A 17453-nucleotide genomic window follows, 5' to 3' on the forward strand; every position below is an offset into this window, starting at 1 on the left:
CCGCACCCCGCCCGGCAGGCTCACGCCCCGCCCAGCACGATCCGCCGCACCCCCGGCGCCACCCACCGTGCCGGGTCCGTGCACCGCCGCCCGTCCAGCAGCACCCGCACGCCCGGCAGGTCCTCCGGCCCGAGCTCGCGGTACTCCGGGTGGTCCGCCTGCAGCACCGCCGCCACCACCGGCTCCCCGGCGTGCGGGGGCAGTCCGAGCGCCGTCAGTTCGTCCTCGCCGTACAGCGGATCGGTGACGTACGGCCGCGCGCCCGCCGCCGTCAGCGCCTCGACCAGCGGGAACACCCCCGAGTACGCCGTCTCCTTGACGCCGCCCCGGTACGACGCGCCCAGCACCAGCACGCCCTGCCCGGCCACGCCGCCCGCGAGTGCGCCCTCCAGCAGGCCGACCGCGTACCCGGGCATCTCCAGGTTGGCCTCGCGGGCGGCCCGGACGACCGTCGCCGTCGGGTCGTTCCACAGGTACAGCCGCGGGTAGACCGGGATGCAGTGCCCGCCGACCGCGATGCCCGGCCGGTGCAGGTGGCTGTACGGCTGCGAGTTGCACGCGTCGGCGACGGCCGCGAAGTCGACGCCGATCCGGTCCGCGTACCGCGCGAACTGGTTGGCCAGCGCGATGTTGACGTCCCGGTACGTCGTCTCGGCGAGCTTGGCGAACTCGGCGGCCTCCGCCGAGGCCAGCTCCCAGACGCCGTTGGGCCGGGGCAGGCCGGGGCGCGGGTCGAAGTCCAGCACGGCGCGGTAGAACTCGGCGCCGCGCCGGGTGGACGCCGCGTCGACGCCGCCGACGAGCTTGGGGTAGCGCCGCAGGTCGGCGAAGACCCGGCCGGTGCGGACCCGCTCCGGGCTGAAGACCAGCGCGAAGTCCGCCCCGGCGGCCAGCCCGGAGCCGGCCGCCAGCCGCGGCGCCCAGCGGCCGCGGGTGACGCCGACCGGCAGGGTGGTCTCGTAGCTGACGAGCATGCCCCGGCGCAGCCCGGCGGCGACGGCGTCGGTGGCGGCGTCGAGCAGGGCGAAGTCCGGCGTGCCGTCGGCCGCGGTGACGAGGGGGACCACCAGGACGACGGCCTCCGCCCCGGCGACGGCGGTGGTGGTGTCGGTCGTCGCGGTCAACAACCCGTCGGCGACGACCCGTTTCAGCGACAGGTCCAAACCCTCCTCACGGGGGAACGGCGGCACTCCCTGGTTGACGGACCGGACCACCCGGGGCGCGATGTCGGCGCCCGTCACCCGGTGGCCCTTGAGCGCGAACTGCACGGCCAGCGGCAGGCCGAGCTTGCCCAGGCCGACCACGCAGATCTCCAGCCCGCCCGGCCCGCTCCCGCTCATCCCCGTCCTCCGTTCACCGAGTTGGCCAGCCGGCGCCACGCCGGGTGGCGCCGCAGGCCGCGGCGCAGGTGTTCGGGGACGATGCCGCGCCACAGCTGCTGGGCGAGGTTGAGCGGCGGCGGCGAGTCGGCCGCCGGGTCCGCCTCCCGCAGGAGGAACAGCTCGTCGGGCAGCCCGAGTTCGCCGTCCCGGAAGGCCGGGTAACCGGCGTAGTGGCGGCGGCCCTCGACGACGACCGGCGGTTCGCCGTGCGCCGCCTCGTACCGGATCAGGTCGCGCAGGGCCTCCGGCCGTCCGGCGGCGGCGAGTTCGAGGCGCAGCCGGTCGGGGACGGACAGCCGGTGGAAGACCTCGCGGGCGCCGAAGCAGTCGACCAGCCGGCCGACCTCGGCGCAGACGCGGTACTGCACGTCGTCGTCGAGGAGCAGGAAGCCGTCCCGGAGCAGGCGCGGCACGTCCCACGAGAAGCTGCGGGCGCGGATCGCGTCGAGCTCCTCCCCCGGTTCGGCGAGGTCGGCGGCGACCTGCTGGAGCGCGGCGATCCCGCGCAGCCGGTCCAGGACGCAGGCGCGCTCGGTGACGTTGCCGCGGTCCTCGCGCAGGACGAGGAAGTAGCAGTCGTAGTCGGCGAGGACGGAGACGCGCCCGGCGCGCAGGCAGGCCTCCAGGGTGAACGGCTGGTCGGAGAAGACCTTCAGCCCCTCGTTGCGGCAGAGCCCGTGCCGCCGGATGAGGTCGAGGCGGAACAGCTTGGTGTCGGCCAGCGCCCAGGCGAGCGCCGAGTCGCCGAAGCCGACGCACTCGGCGTTGGCGTGGAAGATCCCCTGCGGCACCAGCCGGCCGTTCACCCCGATCTGCTTGGGCACGACGACGTCCGACTCCCACGCGTCGGCCGCCGCCACCAGCCGCTCCAGCGCCTCGGCACCGAGCCAGTCGTCCGCGCCGAGGAACAGCACGTAGCGGCCGCGGGCCAGCGCGAGGGCGCGGTTGGTGGGGGCGGCCGGGCCGCCGGAGTTGAGCTGGTGCACCACCCGGAACAGGCCGGGGTGGCGGGCCGCGTACTCGTCCACGACGGCCTCGCCGCCGTCCGTGGAGCCGTCGTCGACGACCACGACCTCGAACCGGCCGGGGGCGAGGGTCTGGGCGACCAGGGAGTCCAGGCAGGCGGTGAGGTAGGGCATGGTGTTGTAGACCGCGACCACCACGGTCACGTCGGGTCCGGTCATCGAGTCGTGCTGCCCCTCGGGTGTTCGGCTCGGTGCGCGGTGCGGTGTGCGGTGCGCCCGTCGACGCAGGCTCAACCCGCGCACCCGCCGGGGAGTCACGGCACTCCCCGGACGGGCGACGGCGGTCAACCGGATGGCCCGGCGCTCACCCTGCCGTTCTCGGCCGATGACAAGCTCAGCCGATCGGGACCTCGGCCGATCGCGAGCTCAGCCCGGCTCTCAGCCGATCGCGGCCTCCGCGTACATCCGGGCGATCACGTCCTCGATCGCCGGCTCGCGCACCGACAGGTCCACCAGCGGGTAGCGCGCCGCTACCGCCGCGACGAGCGGCGCGGCGCTCTCCTTCGCCGGGAAGGCCAGCCACTGCCGCGGGCCCTCGACCTTCACCACCCGCGTGCCGGGCACCTCGATCGGCGGGTGCGCCTCGGCGAGGTCGACGACCAGCGTCCGCTCGCTCTCCCCCGCCTCGTGCAGGCCGGCCAGCCCGCCGTCGTAGACGACCCGGCCGTGGTCGATGACCATCACGCGGTCGCAGAGCTGCTCGATGTCGGTCAGGTCGTGGGTGGTGAGCAGCACCGTCGTGCCGCGCTCGCGGTTCACCTCGCGGAGGAACTCGCGCACCTTGCTCTTGCTGACCACGTCCAGGCCGATCGTCGGCTCGTCCAGGTACAGCACCTGCGGGTCGTGCAGGAGCGCCGCCGCGAGGTCGCCGCGCATCCGCTGGCCGAGCGAGAGCTGGCGCACCGGGGTGTCCAGCAGGCCGGCCAGGTCGAGGAGTTCGACGCAGCGGGCGAGGTTCTCGCGGTACCTCGGATCGGGGATCCGGTAGATCCGGCGGGCGAGTTCGAAGGAGTCGCGCAGCGGGAGGTCCCACCAGAGCGTGGTGCGCTGGCCGAAGACCACGCCGATCCGGCGGGCCAGCGCGACGCGTTCGCGGGCCGGGTCGACCCCGGCGACGCGCAGCCGGCCGCTGCTGGGGACGAGGATGCCGGTGAGCATCTTGATGGTGGTCGACTTGCCGGCGCCGTTCGGGCCGATGTAGCCGACGCACTCGCCGGCCTCGACGGTGAAGCCGAGCCCGTCCACCGCGCGCACCTCGCGCTTCACGCGGCTGAACCGGCCGGTGCGGGCGCGGACGGTGAAGGTGCGGCGGACGTCTTCGAGTTCGATCAGTGCCATGGGAAGTTCCTTCCGGAGTGGACGGGTTCAGCTGCCGGTGCCGCGGTACGCCCGCAGCCCGGCGCGCCAGGCGAGGCCGGCGGCGGCGACGCAGAGCGCGGCGGCCACCGGGGAGGCGTACTGGAACGCGGTGGGCAGGCCCAGCGGGTCGGGGCGGCCGAGGATGCGCAGCGTGGGCAGCCAGTTGACGAAGGCCAGCGGGACGCCGAAGACGACGCCCGCGACCAGCTCCTTCGCGAAGATCGTCGGCGGGTAGTGGAGCAGCGTGGCGCCGCCGTAGGTGACGGAGTTCTGGATCTCCTTGGCCTCGCCCCACCAGAACTGGACGGTCGCGGTGCCGATCCAGATCGCGCCGAAGATGACGCAGCCGCACACCAGCAGGACGGGCACCAGGAGCACGCGGTCCCAGGTCCACGTCACGTCCAGCTCCGCCAGCGACCAGACCAGCACCCCGAGGGCCTGGACCGGGCGGCCGAGGCGGCGCAGCGAGAAGCGCTCGGCGCACAGCTGGGCGAGGGCCGGCGCGGGCCGGATCAGCATGGTGTCCAGCGTGCCGTTGACGATCCGCTGGCCGAGGCCGTCGACCGAGCCGACCAGCAGGTTGGCGATGCCGAGCGAGAAGGTCGCGGTGGCGTAGAGGAAGGCGAGTTCGGGCAGGGTCCAGCCGCCGAGCCGGTCGGTGTGCCGGAACATCAGCACCAGGACGACGAAGTCGAGCGAGTGCGTGACCAGGCTCGCGCCGAGGGTCAGCGCGAACGACGCCCGGTAGGCCATCATCGAGCGCATCCACATCGAGGCGCACATCCACCAGGAGCGGACGGCCCAGGTGGTGCGGGCGATCAAGCCGGTGCGGACGGCCAGGAGTTCGGTGCCGGGCTCGGTGACGGGTTCGGTGCCGGGTTCGGCGAGATCGGCGAGGGTCTCAGCCACCCTGGACCACCACCCGGCGGGTCGCCAGCAGCTGGGCCCCGCGGCCGGCGGCGAGCAGCGCGACGGCCCAGGCGAGCTGGAAGCCGAGCGGACCGAGCAGGGCGGCGCCGGTGCGGCGCTCCAGGAAGACGTCGGTCGGCGCCTGGATCAGCGCCGCCCACGGCAGGACGTGCGCGAGCGTGCCGAGCGGGCCGGGGAACAGGGCGATCGGCAGCAGCATCCCGGAGAAGAACATCGAGACGACGAGCATCACCGAGCGCACCCCCTCCGAGTCGTGCAGCCAGAAGCCGGTGATCGAGACGAGGAAGCGCAGCCCGAAGCTGACGACGACCGCGAGCAGCACGGCGAACAGGAAGACCACCCAGGTCAGCGGGTTTTCGGGCAGCCGGATCCGGAACACCAGCGCGCCGAGCAGCAGGGGCACGGTGCCGCGGACGAGCAGTTGGAAGGCGGCCCGGCCGAGGTCGGTGGCCAGCCACCAGCCCTGGAAGTCGACCGGGCGGTAGAGGTCGATGGCGATGTCCCCGCTGCGGAAGCGGTCCTGGACGTCGTCCTGGAAGCCGCCGCCCCACACGGCGACGGTGACCAGGAGGGACTGGCTCACCCAGATGTAGGTGACGGCCTGGCTCTGGTCGTAGCCCCCGAGGTTGGGGCGGGCCTGCCACAGGGCGAGGAAGGAGGAGGCCAGGATGATGCCGAAGACGGTGTTGGTGAAGGTGCCGGCCAGGGTGGCGGCCCGGTAGGTGGAGTAGCGGCGGAAGGCGCCGCGCGCGATGGCGGCGTAGAGCCCGGGCGCATTCGGCATATTGTCTCCTTGTCGACAAATACGGGCACAGGGCGGCCCGCAGGCGTCCGCGCACGCCCCAGTGGCTCCGACCTGCCGGACCCGGGGGTACCGGGCCGATCGGGCGGAGCTGCCAGAACCGGGTGCGCTATGTGGTTTGCACCTTTCACCGTACCGCCGGGCCCTGGCCCCCGCACCGGGTTTTCACCGGCCCCTCAGGAGTCGACGGCACCTGAGCGCCAGTCAAATAGCACATAATCTCGGCATGACCGTGAGCACCCGCCGCCAGGCCAAACGGGCCATGCGACGCCAGGCCCGCCGCGCCCTCCCGCTCTGGCGCCGACTCCTGCCCACCTGGCGAGTCGTCCTCGGCACCATCGTCACCCTGCTGATGATCGCCGTCGCCGGCTTCGCCGTGCTCTACGTCATCGTCCCGGTGCCCGACCCCAACGCCCACGCCGTCGCCCAGAACAACATCTACCTCTACTCCGACGGCACCACCGAGATCGCCCGCACCGGCGCCGTCAACCGCACCGACGTCACCATCGACAAGATCCCCCTCGACACCCAGCACGCCGTCGTCTCCGCCGAGGACCGCACCTTTTACCAGAACCGCGGCATCGACCTGAAGGGCATGCTCCGCGCCGGCTGGAACACCCTCATCGGCAAGGGCATGCAGGGCGGCTCCACCATCACCCAGCAGTACGTCAAGAACTACTACCTGACCCAGGACCAGACCATCGCCCGCAAGGGCCGCGAACTGTTCATCGCCCTCAAGGTCGACCAGCAGCGCGACAAGAACGAGATCCTCGCCGGCTACCTCAACAGCAGCTACTTCGGCCGCGGCGCCTACGGCATCCAGAGCGCCGCCCACGCCTACTACGGCGTCGACGTCTCCGAACTCAGCATCGCCCAGGGCGCCTACCTCGCCGCCCTCCTCCAGGCCCCCAGCTCCTACGACGTCAAGACCGCCAAGCCCGCCAACCGCGACAAGGCCATCGCCCGCTGGAACTACACCCTCGACGGCATGGTCCAACTCGGCTTCCTCAACGCCGCCGACCGCGCCGCCGAGACCTTCCCCGAACCCATCGACCCCCAGCCCACCACCGGCCTCTCCGGACAGGCCGGCTACCTCGTCGGCGTCGCCGACGACTACCTCACCTCCGCCGGCATCATCGACGCCGCCACCCTCAAGGCCGGCGGCTGGCGCATCACCACCACCTTCGACAAGCCCAAACAGGACGCCTTCAGCAAGGCCGTCCAGCAGGAACTCACCGACGAACTCGACCCCAAGGCCCGGCCCACCACCGACACCGACGTCCGCGTCGCCGGCGCCTCTGTCGAACCCGCCACCGGCCGCGTCGTCGCCGTCTACGGCGGACCCGACTACGCCAAGCAGCCCTACAACGACGCGCTGCGCCAGGACAACCAGATCGGCTCCACCTTCAAGCCCATCGACCTCGCCGCCGGCCTCCTCGCCCAGCACGCCCCCGACGGCCACCCGATCACCCCCGAGACGCGCTACGACGGCACCAGCGAACGCCACGTCACCGGCGGCCCCACCCCCTACGCGCCGCCCAACGAGGACGACATCGACTACGGCAACATCACGCTGCGCTACGCCATGGTGAAGTCCGTCAACTCCGTGTACGCGCAGGAGGGCGTCGACGCCGGACTCGCCCGCGTCCGCGACACCGCCGTCAAGCTCGGCATCCCCGACAACGTCCCCGGCATGGACCCGGCCAACACCTCCATGACCCTCGGCACCGCCACCCCCAGCGCCCTCGACCTGGCCGGCGTCTACGCCGCCCTCGCCAACCACGGCCAGGCGCACACCCCGTGGTCCGTGCTCAAGCTCGAACGCCTCAACACCGGCTCCGGGTCCATCGACGTGCCCAAGATGCCGGACCACGCCGCCACCGACGCCCTCGACCGGGAAGTCGCCGACACCGTCACCGACGTCCTGCGCGACGTCGTCAGCCCCCGCGGCACCGGCGCCGCCGCCCTCGACCTCGGCCGCCCCACCGCCGGCAAGACCGGCACCACCGACTCCAACCTCTCCGCCTGGTTCGCCGGATTCACCCCCCAACTCACCACCACCGTCGGCCTGTTCCGGGAGAACCCGAAGACCCACGCCAAGGAGCCGCTGGCCGGCACCGCCGGCCTCACCCGCATCAACGGCGGCGCCTTCCCCACCAAGATCTGGACCGCCTACATGACCGACGCCCTCGACGGCACGGAGATCAAGCACTTCGACCTCCAGACCGGACGCGGCAACGGCGGCCCCCAGTTCAACTGGCCCACCAGCAGCGCCTCCGCCAGTACCACCCCCAGCGCGAGCACCGCTCCCACCCCCGGCGTCACACCCCCCGGCACCGCACCCGCGCCGACCGCCACCACCGCCCCGACCAGGCCCACCGACCCCGGCAACGGCGCCGGCCCCGGCGGCCCCGGCAACGGCACCGGCGGCGAGCCCACACCGGGCCCCGCCCCCGCCAGCCCGCAGGCGCCCGCCCCGACGCCCACCCAGGACCAGCCGACCGCCACGCCCCGGCCCAGCCAGACGCACCAGCCGAAGCCCACGCCCCCGCCGTCCGCCACCGCACCGGCCACGGCGGCGGCAACGCAACCGGCGGCACAGTAGGACGGGCAGTAGGAGGGGCAGGACCCGGCAGGGGCGCGTACCGATCAGCGCGCGCCCCCTCGACGCCCCTACCAGCGCCTTACTTCGCGACCAACTCCCGCTCCAGCGGCGTCCGGAACCGCGGCGTCACCCGCACCTCCCCCAGCCAACCCGCCAACCGCGCCGCCTCCCCCGCGATCGCCGCCTCCGCCTCCGCCCCGACGTCCCCGAACAACCGCCACACCACCTCACCGTCGGCACGCTGCGCCCAGCCGCCGACCACCCGCCCGCACCACCACACCGTCGGACCGGCGTTGCCCGCCCGGTCGAACAGCGCCGGAACGTCCTCCGGCCCCAGGTACCAGTCCCGCCCGCGCCAGCCCATCACCGTCGGATCCAGCCCCGGCAGCAGCGCCGCCCACGGCTCCGGCCCGCCCACCGGCTCCGCGTCCCCCGGCAGGACCAGCGCGGGCACCCCGCCGGACAGCTCCACCGCCTCGGCGCCGACGTCCGCCAGCGCCCTGCGGGTGTCCCCGAGCGTCCAGCCCGTCCACCACTTCACGTCCTCGACCGTCGCCGGCCCGTACGCGGCCAGCCAGCGGCGCGCCACCTCCGCCTTCGCCTCCCGCACCGGCACGTCCGGCCACTGCGGCACCGGCGCCCACGGGTAGCTGCTGCTCAGCCACGACCCGCGCGGACGGCCGCGCCGCACATGCCCGTCCGCAGCCAGCAGCCGCAGCAGCCGGCTGCCGACGCTCTGCTTGGCCTCGTACGGCTTGCCCGCCGACATCAGCATCTGCTCGCGCAACTCCGGCACGTCCTCGCCGAGTTGCCGCGTCGTCGCCTCACCGCGGCGGGCCAGCGCGGCCAGCACCGCGCGCTCCGCCGCCGCCAGGCGCACCTCGTCCCAGCCCTCGGCGTGGTCCCGCAGGTGCTTCAGCAGCGTCGCCCGCTCCTTGACGGCGATCGCCCGCGCCGTCGACGAGCTCACGTACGGCGCGAACTCCTCCGTCACGGCGAATATCGTCCGCCGCATCGACAGCAGCCTCACCAGCGAGACGTCCTCGTAGAGCGCCCGCTCCACCTCGGCCGCCGACGGCTCCCGCAACCGCGCGCACGCCGACAGGTACACCGTCGCCGCGTCCGTCGCGTGCAGCCCGACGACCGCGTCGGCCGCCTCCTCCACCCACGCCACACGGGCGGAGGGTGCCAGCAGATGCCGCCACCCCACCCGGGCCCGCCGCTCGTCGTCCCCGATCACCGGCACACGCGTCGTCATGCCCGGACCGTACCGCCCCGCACTGACAACCCCCGGCGGAACACGACACGCCCCAGGTCAGACCACCGGCCGGAAGCCGTCCTCGACCTCCCAGCCCGCACCGAGTTCCCGGCGCAGCGCGTCCAGGGCCGCCCGGGCGCGGGTGTTGAACCGCGCCTTCTCCTCCTCCGACCACGGGGACGGGTCCGGCGGGTAGTCCCAGTCGATCGAGGACTGGTACCAGTCGGACAGCTCGCCCAGCTCCGCCGCGAGCGCCGCGCCAATCGGCAGACGGTCGAGCTCGACCGGGTACCCGTACGGGCTGTCGACGTCGTCGGGCCACAGCGGCACGTGGACGCCGGCCTCGAAGAAGAAGCGCAGGCGCACCACGGCCGGTGGCGTCACAGGTAGAGCCCGGTCGAACCCTCGGTGTCGCCGAAGCGCATCGCCGCGACGGCGTGCAGGTCGCGCTCGCGCAGCAGCACGTAGGTCGCGCCGCGGACCTCCACCTCCAGCTTGTCCTCCGGGTCGTACAGGACGCGGTCGCCCGGCTCCACCGCGCGCACGCTCTGACCCACCGCGACGGCCTCGGCCCAGGCGCACCGCTTCGACAGCTCCGCGGTGGCCGGGATGATGATCCCGCCGGTGGAGTGGCGCTCGCCCTCGCCGCTGTCCAGCTTCACCAGGACGCGGTCGTGCAGCATCCTGATCGGGAGCTTCTCGCCGAGGCGGTCGTGCCGGGGGGCGTCGGGGGCGGTCTTGGCGCTCGGTTCGTCGTTCGTACTCACGATCCCGAAGGTACCGCTCCCGGGCGGGCGGCGTGACGCTGGCCCGGCATGCGGAAGGCCGGGCATGCGGAAGGCCGGGCGCTCAGCCGCGCCCGGCCCGTCAACGAAACCCGTTCAGTCCTTGCGGCGCTTCCGCGTCGAGGCCAGCAGCAGCACCACGCCCACGCCGACCAGCGCGACCGGAACGATCCGCTCCTTGCGCGGCTGCCCCTTCTCGTCCACGAACTGGGCCTTCAGCTTCTCCACCGCGCCGTTGGCCGCCACGTACGCGCGGGCCGTCTTCTCCTCGACCGCGGCGACGGCCTTCGCCTTCACCTGGGCACCGATCGTCGTCGGGTGGACGCGCATGGCGAGCTCGTCGAGGGTCTCCGCCAGCTTGGTGCGGGTCCGGGCGATGTCCGCCTCGATCTGGGCGGTCGTCCTCGCCGACTTGTCCTGCGTGCTCGCCTCGCCCACTCGGGCCACCCCATTCACTTCACTGATGTTGTCCTGTGCGACTGACCCAGTCTGTCAGCTGCCGGGCAGCGCCGCGCGGCCCCACCCACCATCGGAGGTAAGTTTGCCGTGGTACGACCCCGTCCACGCAACAGGAGAGTCCGACCGTGAGTGAGCGTCTCCAGCCCGGCGACAAGGCCCCCGCCTTCACCCTTCCCGACGCCGACGGCAGGCAGGTCTCGCTGGCCGACCACCTCGGCCGCAAGGTGATCGTCTACTTCTACCCGGCCGCCCTCACCCCCGGCTGCACCAAGCAGGCCTGCGACTTCACCGACAACCTGGAGGCCTTCGCGGGCGCCGGCTACGACGTCATCGGCATCTCGCCGGACAAGCCGGAGAAGCTCGGCAAGTTCCGCGAGAAGGAGGACCTCAAGGTCACCCTGCTGTCCGACCCGGACAAGGAGGTGCTGACGGCGTACGGCGCCTTCGGCGAGAAGCAGAACTACGGCCGCACCTACATCGGCGTCATCCGCTCCACCGTCATCGTCGACGAGCAGGGCAAGGTCGAGCACGCCCTCTACAACGTCAAGGCGACCGGGCACGTCGCCAAGCTGCTGCGCGACCTCAAGGTCGAGGCCTAGGCACGAAGTAGGCGCCAGGCACACAAAAGGCGGTGGCGGCACACCCCCCGACCGGGTGCACCGCCACCGCCGTCCGTCACCCCGGCGGGCCGCTGTCGTCAGCAGGCGCCGAGGTCGCTCCAGACTCCCCACTGGCCGCTCGCCGTGGGGTCGTCACCCTTGGTCCACCACTTGTTCTGGTAGTAGTGGCCCTTCCACGACACCTTGGTGGTCGAGGCGTAGGTGGTGCCCGCGTCCCAGCTCGGCGCGCCGGTGCAGCCGGCCGAGGTCGGGGTGGCGGTGGGCGTCGCGGTCGCCGTCGGCGTGGCCGTGGCGGTGGGCGTCGCAGTAGCGGTCGGCGTCGCCGTGGCAGTGGGCGTGGCCGTTGCGGTCGGGGAAGCCGTTGCGGTCGGCGTCGGAGTCGGCATCTGGCCGGCCCCGTCCACCGCGCCCCGGGTCAGGTCACCCGTGATCCCGTACAGCGTCCCGCCCACGTTGACCGTCCAGTTCGACGGAGTCGACACCGGCAGGTAGTAGACGAAGTCCAGGTCCACCGACGCGCCCGGCGCCAGCGACTGCCAGCCGGGGAGCTTGACCGACACCCGGTTGTAGGTGCCCTTCAGGCCGCCGACGTTGCCCGGCCCCGGGTTGTCCTGCCGGATCACCTGGAGGCCGAAGCCGGACTGGTCCTTGGCGTTGCCCGGCGCCGAGTTGGAGTAGTCGAACTGGAACTCCGTGCCGCCCGGCAGGGTCACCGTCGAGTTGTTGAGGATGTGGATCTTCGGGTTGATCGGGTAGTTCGAGTCGCCCAGCGCGAAGTTGGTGAACGACACGTCGACCGGCAGGGTCTGCTGCGGCAGCGCGACCGTCGAACGCGTCGCGCCGTACGGCGTCGCCGCCTTGAACTTGTCGTACATCAGCGAGGTCAGCGTCGAACCGGGCACGTACTCGCCCTTGCCGCCGTTCGCCGCCGGGTCCCACTTGTAGTCGCCCGCGAGCTCCCAGATCATCGCGCCGCCGGCGCCCTGGTTGACGATGTAGTCCGCCTTCGCGCCCACCGACTGCTCGTCCTCGGTGGAGAGGAACACCTTCTTGGCGTCGTTCCACAGCCACGGCGCCACCAGGCTGTCGCTGTAGTTGCGGGCGTAGGTGCCCTGCAGCGCGGTGTCCGTCACGCCGTACTTCGCGAGGTAGTCGGGCAGGATGCCCTTCTCCAGGTTCTTCGCGTGCCACATCGGGTTCGACCCGGCCGGGGACTCCTTGCCCGCGTCGTCCTTGTCGTTCCAGATGTTGTCGATGCCGACCGCGCCGTCACCGCACGAGGTCAGGCCCGATCCGACCGGGCAGGTCGTCGCCGAGGCGCTGCCCCAGAGGCCGTTCGTGCCACCGGAGACGTTCTTGAACCCGCGCGTGTAGTACGGCAGGCCGACGTTGATCCGGCCGCCCGGCATCGCACCGCGGAAGTAGTGGTACGCCCAGTCCGCGTTCAGGTAGCCGATGCCGCCGTACTGCGAGGTGCCGTAGACGTTGGCCGCCGCCAGCTCGGCGTCCTTGCCGTCGTCGTAGAGCGAGGCGTTCGGGCCGACGTACTTGTTCCAGGCGCCGTGCAGGTCGTACGACATGATGTTGACGTAGTCCAGGTACTGCGTCACCTGGAACGTCTCCATGCCGCGCAGCAGGTAGCCGGACGACGGGGCCGCGACCGAGAGCAGGTAGTGCCTGCCGTCGGCGGCGCCGGCGCGGTCCAGGTTCTCGCGCAGCGCCTTCATCAGCGCCGCGTAACCCTTGGCCAGCGAACCGCGCTTGGCGTTCGCGAGCTGCCAGTCCAGCGGGTTGCCGGCGTCCTTCATCGAGGTCGGGTACTCGTAGTCGATGTCGACGCCGTTGAAGCCGTACTTGCGGATGAAGTCGACCGAGGACGCGGCGAAGGTGTCGATGCCGGCCTGGTTGACGCTGCCGTCCGGGTTGACCGTCAGCGAGTAGAAACCGCCGGTGTTGACCCGGGCGCCACTGTCGTCGAAGTAGCCGCCGGTCTCGGTCCAACCGCCCACCGAAATCAGGGTCTTGACGTTCGGGTACTGCTTCTTGAACTTCGTCAGCAGGTTGAAGTGCCCCTTGTAGGGCAGCGTCGGGTCCAGCTGCGCGGCCGGCACGCCCGGGAAGTCGATCCCGGTGGCCGGGTTGGTCGGGCCGTCCGTGCCGACGGAGAGCTTGTTGTCGCCGCCGACGTGCCCGAAGGCGTAGTTGAGGTGGGTGACCTTGTCCCACGGGACGTCGCTCACCAGGTACGGCTGATCGCCGTTCTTGCCGGTGCGCCAGCCCGTGAAGTACCCGATGATGCGGCGCTGGTGGTCCGCGCCCATCTTCTCGCGGCCACTGGTGTCGTAGACCGAGCAGTACGGGACGTCCACCCCGGACGTCCGGTACATGCCGTCGGGACGACAGGCGGAGTTGTCGACGGCCGCCGACGCCTGCGAGGGCGCCGCACCCAGCGTCGCCATCACCAGCCCGGCCAGCCCGGCCGCAGCCACCGAGGCAAAACCGGCCCGGGCGCTCGTGCGGCGGACGCCGGCGGTGGGACGCCGCTCCGCCGTGTTACGGATCAACACTCGGTCCTCCAGGAGAGAGTGTCGGCGCGTGCCTGTGGGGGAGCACGCACGTGGGGGATTCCAATTGGCGCCGAAGCTATGTGGTCTGTACCAGAGAGGTCAATAGGTCTGTACCAATTGGCAAACAACTCCCAAACATCCCGAAAGACCGTAACCAACCGGCGACTCGGTCGTTCGCATACCCGGGGGACGGGCGCACACCAGCCCGAAGGGGGAACACCATGACGATCAAGTACACCCGCGAGCTGCTCGCTTCGCTCGCCGCCGAGTCGAGCAGCGTGAACGAGATGATGCGCAAGCTCGGCGTGCCGATGGCGGGCGGCACGCACAGCCACCTGAGCAGGCGGCTCCGGCACTACGGCATCGACACCTCGCACTTCAACGAAGGCCGACCCGACAAGGGGCGCCGCCGGTACCCGCGCGAGGTCCTGGCCGAGGCCGCCGCGAACAGCGACAGCATCAACGGGATGATGGCGTACCTCGGCGTCACGCCGTACGACAGCCTCTACTCGTACATGAAGAAGCGCCTCGCCGAATTCGGCATCGACACCAGCCACTTCACCTTCCGGGGCGACGGCCGCAGCAGGGCGGAAGCCATCCCCAAGGACGCGTTGGCGCAGGCCGTGGCCGCCCACCGAAGCCACCGCGCCGTGATCCTGGCCCTCGGGATGATCGACTGCGGCAACTCGCGGACCTTGGTGCGGGAGGCCATCGACCGCCACCAGCTCGACACCAGCCACTTCACCGGGCAGGCGCACAACAAGGGGCAGAAGACCGGGCCGCGGCGCACGGCAGACGAGTTGCTGGTGCTGCGCCCGCCGGGAAGCCACCGCGTCCCGGGCGAGCGACTCCGTGCCATGCTCGTGCACATCGGGCACCCCGACGTCTGCGAACTGTGCGGTACTCCCCCGACCTGGCTCGGACGTCCGATGACCCTGGAGGTCGACCACGTCAACGGCGACTGGCTCGACAACCGGCGGGAGAACCTCCGACTCCTCTGCCCCAACTGCCACGCCACCACGCCGACTTACTGCGGCCGGAACATGAGGCGCCCGGAGCCCAGGACGGATGCCGCCGCCTAGCACGGCGACCACCTCGGGAAAACGACCACGACCAGAGCCACCAACCGGTACGCTTGTGCTGATGTGCGCCCGTACCCCAGTTGGCGAGAGGGGCATGCCTTAGGAGCATGTTGTCGTGGGTTCGAGTCCCACCGGGCGTACCGAGTGAAATGGCCCGTCGACCTTCGAATCGAAGGTCGACGGGCCATAGTCGTTCCTACGGCCGCTCAGCCGAGGAGGTCCTTCACCACCGGGGCGAGCGCCCGGAAGGCGTGGCCGCGGTGGCTGATGGCGTTCTTCTCCGCCGCCGTCAGCTCCGCGCAGGTGCGGGTTTCGCCGAGGGGCTGGAGGATCGGGTCGTAGCCGAAGCCGCCGTCGCCCGCGGGGGCGGTGCGGAGGGTGCCGAGGAGGCGGCCCTCGACGACGCGTTCGGTGCCGTCGGGGAGGGCGAGGGCGGCGGCGCAGGCGAAGTGGGCGCCGCGGTGAGGGGTGTCGATGTCGGAGAGCTGGGCGAGGAGCAGTTCCAGGTTGGCGCGGTCGTCGCCGTGCTTGCCGGCCCAGCGGGCGGAGAAGATGCCGGGGGCGCCGCCCAGGACATCGACGCACAGGCCGGAGTCGTCGGCGACGGCCGGGAGGCCGGTGGCGCGGGCGAGGGCGTGGGCCTTGAGGAGGGCGTTCTCGGCGAAGGTGACGCCGGTCTCGGGGACGTCCGGGATCTCGGGGTAGGCGTCGGCGCCGACGAGTTCGACGTCCAGGCCGGCCTCGCCGAGGATGGCGCGGAGTTCGGCGACCTTGTTCTGGTTTCGGGTGGCGAGGATCAATCGCTTGGACATATCGCCCACCCTATCGGGCACCGTCCGGCACCCTCCGGCACCGGCGGGCCGTCAGCCGGTGCAGACGGAGGTGAGGTTGCCGGCCGCGTCGGCGAGCGGCTTGAGGTCGGGCGCCTCCTTGCGGTCGGCGGCCTGCTGGACCTTGTCGGCCTGGGTGCGCAGGTCGTTGACGGCCTTGACGACGTCGGTGTTCTTGGAGTTCTTGCCGAGTTGGTCGAGGTCGGTGCGCAGCTTCTGGAGGGCCTTGGTCTGGGCGGCGCCGGAGTCGTTGCTGGTGCTGCCGTAGGCGCTGGTGACGTCGGCGATGTCGGTGGTGACGCGGGCGGCGGTGGTGCCGCAGTCGAGGGCCTTCTGGGCGGCGGAGCAACTGACCACGCTGAGCGGGAGGATGATGATCAGACCTGCCACGGCGAGGGCGGCGGGACGGGCGATGCTGGACGGCATCCGGTCCTCCTGGGGGCGCGGGGGCGCGGGTTCCGCAGGGGAGGACGTGCCGCGGCCGGGGCACGGTTCCCGCAACGGGGTGCTGCGGGAACCGTACGGGTTGGAGGCCGCGCGTGTACAGGCGGGCCGTCACCCCAACAGGCTCAGCCCTCCAGGGCCTTGCGCTGGATCTCGTCGAGTTCGGCGCAGCCGAGGGTGCCGAGGTCGAGGAGGCGGTCGAGGAGGGCGCGGTCGAAGGGGGCGCCTTCGGCGGTGCCCTGGACCTCGACGAAGCGGCCGTCGGAGGTGCAGACGATGTTCATGTCGGTTTCGGCGCGGACGTCTTCCTCGTACTGGAGGTCGAGCATGGGGGTGCCGTCGATGATGCCGACGCTGACGGCGCTGACGCCGCCGGTGATGGGCTGGCCCTTGGCGCGCAGGAGCTTGCGGTCGCGGGCCCAGGCGACGGCGTCGGCGAGGGCGATGTAGGCGCCGGTGATGGCGGCGGTGCGGGTGCCGCCGTCGGCCTGGAGGACGTCGCAGTCGAGGACGATGGTGTTCTCGGCGAGGGCGCGGTGGTCGACGACGGCGCGCAGGGAGCGGCCGATGAGGCGGCTGATCTCGTGGGTGCGGCCGCCGATGCGGCCCTTGACGGCTTCGCGGTCGCCGCGGGTGTTGGTGGCGCGGGGGAGCATGGAGTACTCGGCGGTGACCCAGCCTTCGCCGCTGCCCTTGCGCCAGCGCGGGACGCCTTCGGTGACGCTGGCGGTGCACAGCACCTTGGTGTCGCCGTAGGAGATGAGGACGGAGCCTTCGGCGTGCTTGCTCCAGCCCCGTTCGATGGTGATGGGGCGGAGCTGGTCGGGGGTGCGGCCGTCGATGCGTGACATAGGCACCGAGCGTAGTCGCTCGGGCGGGGTGTTCCGGTTGTGTCTCGGGCGGGGTGTTCCGGTTGTGCGTCGGCCCGCCGCACTCGCGACGAGGGGCGGGCCGGGCGATGGTGAGCCTGGGTGGCTCAGCTCACATCATGTCCTCGATGTCGGCGGCGATCGGGTCGGCGTCGGTGCCGATGACGACCTGGATCGCGGTGCCCATCTTGACGACGCCGTGGGCGCCGGCGGCCTTCAGGGCGGCCTCGTCGACCAGGGAGGCGTCCTTGACCTCGGTGCGCAGGCGGGTGATGCAGCCCTCGACCTCTTCGATGTTGTCGATGCCGCCCAGACCGGCGACGATCTTCTCAGCCTTGCTGGCCATCTGATTTCTCCCTTTGTCTCGGCCCGCCGGCTGCTCTGCCGGGCGCCGTCCTGCGCTGTGCTGGTACCACCCGGCCGGGGCCGGTGAGGT

17 protein-coding genes and 1 tRNA gene are annotated in these 17453 nt (G+C 71.9%); 4 read left to right on the forward strand and 14 right to left on the reverse strand.

Annotated features, from left to right (window positions below):
- Positions 1–20: 20 nt before the first annotated feature.
- The 5 genes from AB0O00_RS02870 to AB0O00_RS02890 all read right to left on the reverse strand — a co-directional run bounded on the left by AB0O00_RS02870 (position 21) and on the right by AB0O00_RS02890 (position 5480).
- Complete coding sequence (locus AB0O00_RS02870) at positions 21–1316, reverse strand: nucleotide sugar dehydrogenase (RefSeq protein WP_363648335.1); 1296 nt, start codon at positions 1314–1316, stop codon at positions 21–23.
- Positions 1317–1336: 20 nt separating this feature from the next.
- Positions 1337–2566, reverse strand: a complete 1230-nt coding sequence (locus AB0O00_RS02875; RefSeq protein WP_363648306.1) for a glycosyltransferase — start codon at positions 2564–2566, stop codon at positions 1337–1339.
- Positions 2567–2785: 219 nt separating this feature from the next.
- Positions 2786–3745, reverse strand: coding sequence for an ATP-binding cassette domain-containing protein (locus tag AB0O00_RS02880; RefSeq protein ID WP_363648307.1), 960 nt, complete (start codon positions 3743–3745; stop codon positions 2786–2788).
- Positions 3746–3772: 27 nt separating this feature from the next.
- Positions 3773–4675: an ABC-2 family transporter protein gene (locus AB0O00_RS02885; protein WP_363648308.1), complete on the reverse strand. Its 903-nt coding sequence runs from the start codon at positions 4673–4675 to the stop codon at positions 3773–3775.
- On the reverse strand, positions 4668–5480 hold the full coding sequence (locus AB0O00_RS02890) for an ABC-2 family transporter protein (protein WP_363648309.1): 813 nt from the start codon (positions 5478–5480) through the stop codon (positions 4668–4670). The genes AB0O00_RS02885 and AB0O00_RS02890 overlap by 8 nt, the downstream gene beginning before the upstream one ends.
- A 244-nt stretch (positions 5481–5724) precedes the next feature.
- Here AB0O00_RS02890 and AB0O00_RS02895 point away from each other — a divergent pair, with 244 nt between their 5' ends.
- Complete coding sequence (locus AB0O00_RS02895) at positions 5725–8103, forward strand: transglycosylase domain-containing protein (protein ID WP_363648310.1); 2379 nt, start codon at positions 5725–5727, stop codon at positions 8101–8103.
- A 79-nt stretch (positions 8104–8182) separates the two neighbouring features.
- Here the strand turns inward: AB0O00_RS02895 and AB0O00_RS02900 are convergent, their stop codons facing one another.
- The 4 genes from AB0O00_RS02900 to AB0O00_RS02915 all read right to left on the reverse strand — a co-directional run bounded on the left by AB0O00_RS02900 (position 8183) and on the right by AB0O00_RS02915 (position 10584).
- Complete coding sequence (locus tag AB0O00_RS02900; RefSeq protein ID WP_363648311.1) at positions 8183–9361, reverse strand: winged helix DNA-binding domain-containing protein; 1179 nt, start codon at positions 9359–9361, stop codon at positions 8183–8185.
- A 57-nt stretch (positions 9362–9418) separates the two neighbouring features.
- Positions 9419–9745 (reverse strand): hypothetical protein, encoded by a 327-nt coding sequence (locus tag AB0O00_RS02905; RefSeq protein WP_363648312.1) that lies wholly within the window; start codon positions 9743–9745, stop codon positions 9419–9421.
- Complete coding sequence (locus tag AB0O00_RS02910; protein ID WP_329929219.1) at positions 9742–10044, reverse strand: co-chaperone GroES; 303 nt, start codon at positions 10042–10044, stop codon at positions 9742–9744. Before AB0O00_RS02910 ends, AB0O00_RS02905 begins: the two co-directional genes overlap by 4 nt.
- A gap of 198 nt (positions 10045–10242) precedes the next feature.
- Positions 10243–10584, reverse strand: coding sequence for a DUF3618 domain-containing protein (locus AB0O00_RS02915; protein WP_363648313.1), 342 nt, complete (start codon positions 10582–10584; stop codon positions 10243–10245).
- Positions 10585–10730: 146 nt separating this feature from the next.
- On the opposite strand from AB0O00_RS02915, the gene bcp reads away from it, so the two are divergent.
- Positions 10731–11204 carry a thioredoxin-dependent thiol peroxidase gene (bcp, locus tag AB0O00_RS02920; RefSeq protein WP_363648314.1) on the forward strand — a complete coding sequence of 158 codons (474 nt, stop codon included), beginning with the start codon at positions 10731–10733 and terminating at the stop codon, positions 11202–11204.
- Positions 11205–11302: 98 nt separating this feature from the next.
- On the opposite strand, the gene AB0O00_RS02925 is transcribed toward bcp, so the two are convergent.
- The gene (locus AB0O00_RS02925) at positions 11303–13792 is read right to left on the reverse strand and encodes a glycosyl hydrolase family 18 protein (protein WP_363648315.1); all 2490 of its coding nucleotides are present in this window, start codon (positions 13790–13792) and stop codon (positions 11303–11305) included.
- A gap of 221 nt (positions 13793–14013) precedes the next feature.
- Between AB0O00_RS02925 and AB0O00_RS02930 the strand changes: the two genes are divergently transcribed.
- Both AB0O00_RS02930 and AB0O00_RS02935 read left to right on the forward strand, forming a co-directional pair.
- Positions 14014–14874: an HNH endonuclease gene (locus AB0O00_RS02930; RefSeq protein WP_363648316.1), complete on the forward strand. Its 861-nt coding sequence runs from the start codon at positions 14014–14016 to the stop codon at positions 14872–14874.
- A 65-nt stretch (positions 14875–14939) separates the two neighbouring features.
- Positions 14940–15014, forward strand: a tRNA-Leu gene (locus AB0O00_RS02935).
- 66 nt (positions 15015–15080) lie between these two features.
- Here the strand turns inward: AB0O00_RS02935 and rdgB are convergent.
- From rdgB to AB0O00_RS02955, 4 genes are all read right to left on the reverse strand, one after another.
- Positions 15081–15686 carry an RdgB/HAM1 family non-canonical purine NTP pyrophosphatase gene (gene rdgB, locus AB0O00_RS02940; RefSeq protein WP_363648317.1) on the reverse strand — a complete coding sequence of 202 codons (606 nt, stop codon included), beginning with the start codon at positions 15684–15686 and terminating at the stop codon, positions 15081–15083.
- Positions 15687–15737: 51 nt separating this feature from the next.
- A complete protein-coding gene (locus tag AB0O00_RS02945) occupies positions 15738–16130 on the reverse strand; it encodes a hypothetical protein (protein ID WP_363648318.1) in 393 nt (130 codons plus the stop codon).
- Between the two features lie 143 nt (positions 16131–16273).
- Positions 16274–16999, reverse strand: coding sequence for a ribonuclease PH (gene rph / locus AB0O00_RS02950; RefSeq protein ID WP_363648319.1), 726 nt, complete (start codon positions 16997–16999; stop codon positions 16274–16276).
- Positions 17000–17129: 130 nt separating this feature from the next.
- A complete protein-coding gene (locus AB0O00_RS02955; protein WP_030060521.1) occupies positions 17130–17363 on the reverse strand; it encodes a PTS glucose/sucrose transporter subunit IIB in 234 nt (77 codons plus the stop codon).
- Positions 17364–17453 lie beyond the last annotated feature (90 nt).

Origin of the sequence: Kitasatospora sp. NPDC093558 (assembly GCF_040683475.1) — a bacterium.
Classification (GTDB): domain Bacteria; phylum Actinomycetota; class Actinomycetes; order Streptomycetales; family Streptomycetaceae; genus Kitasatospora.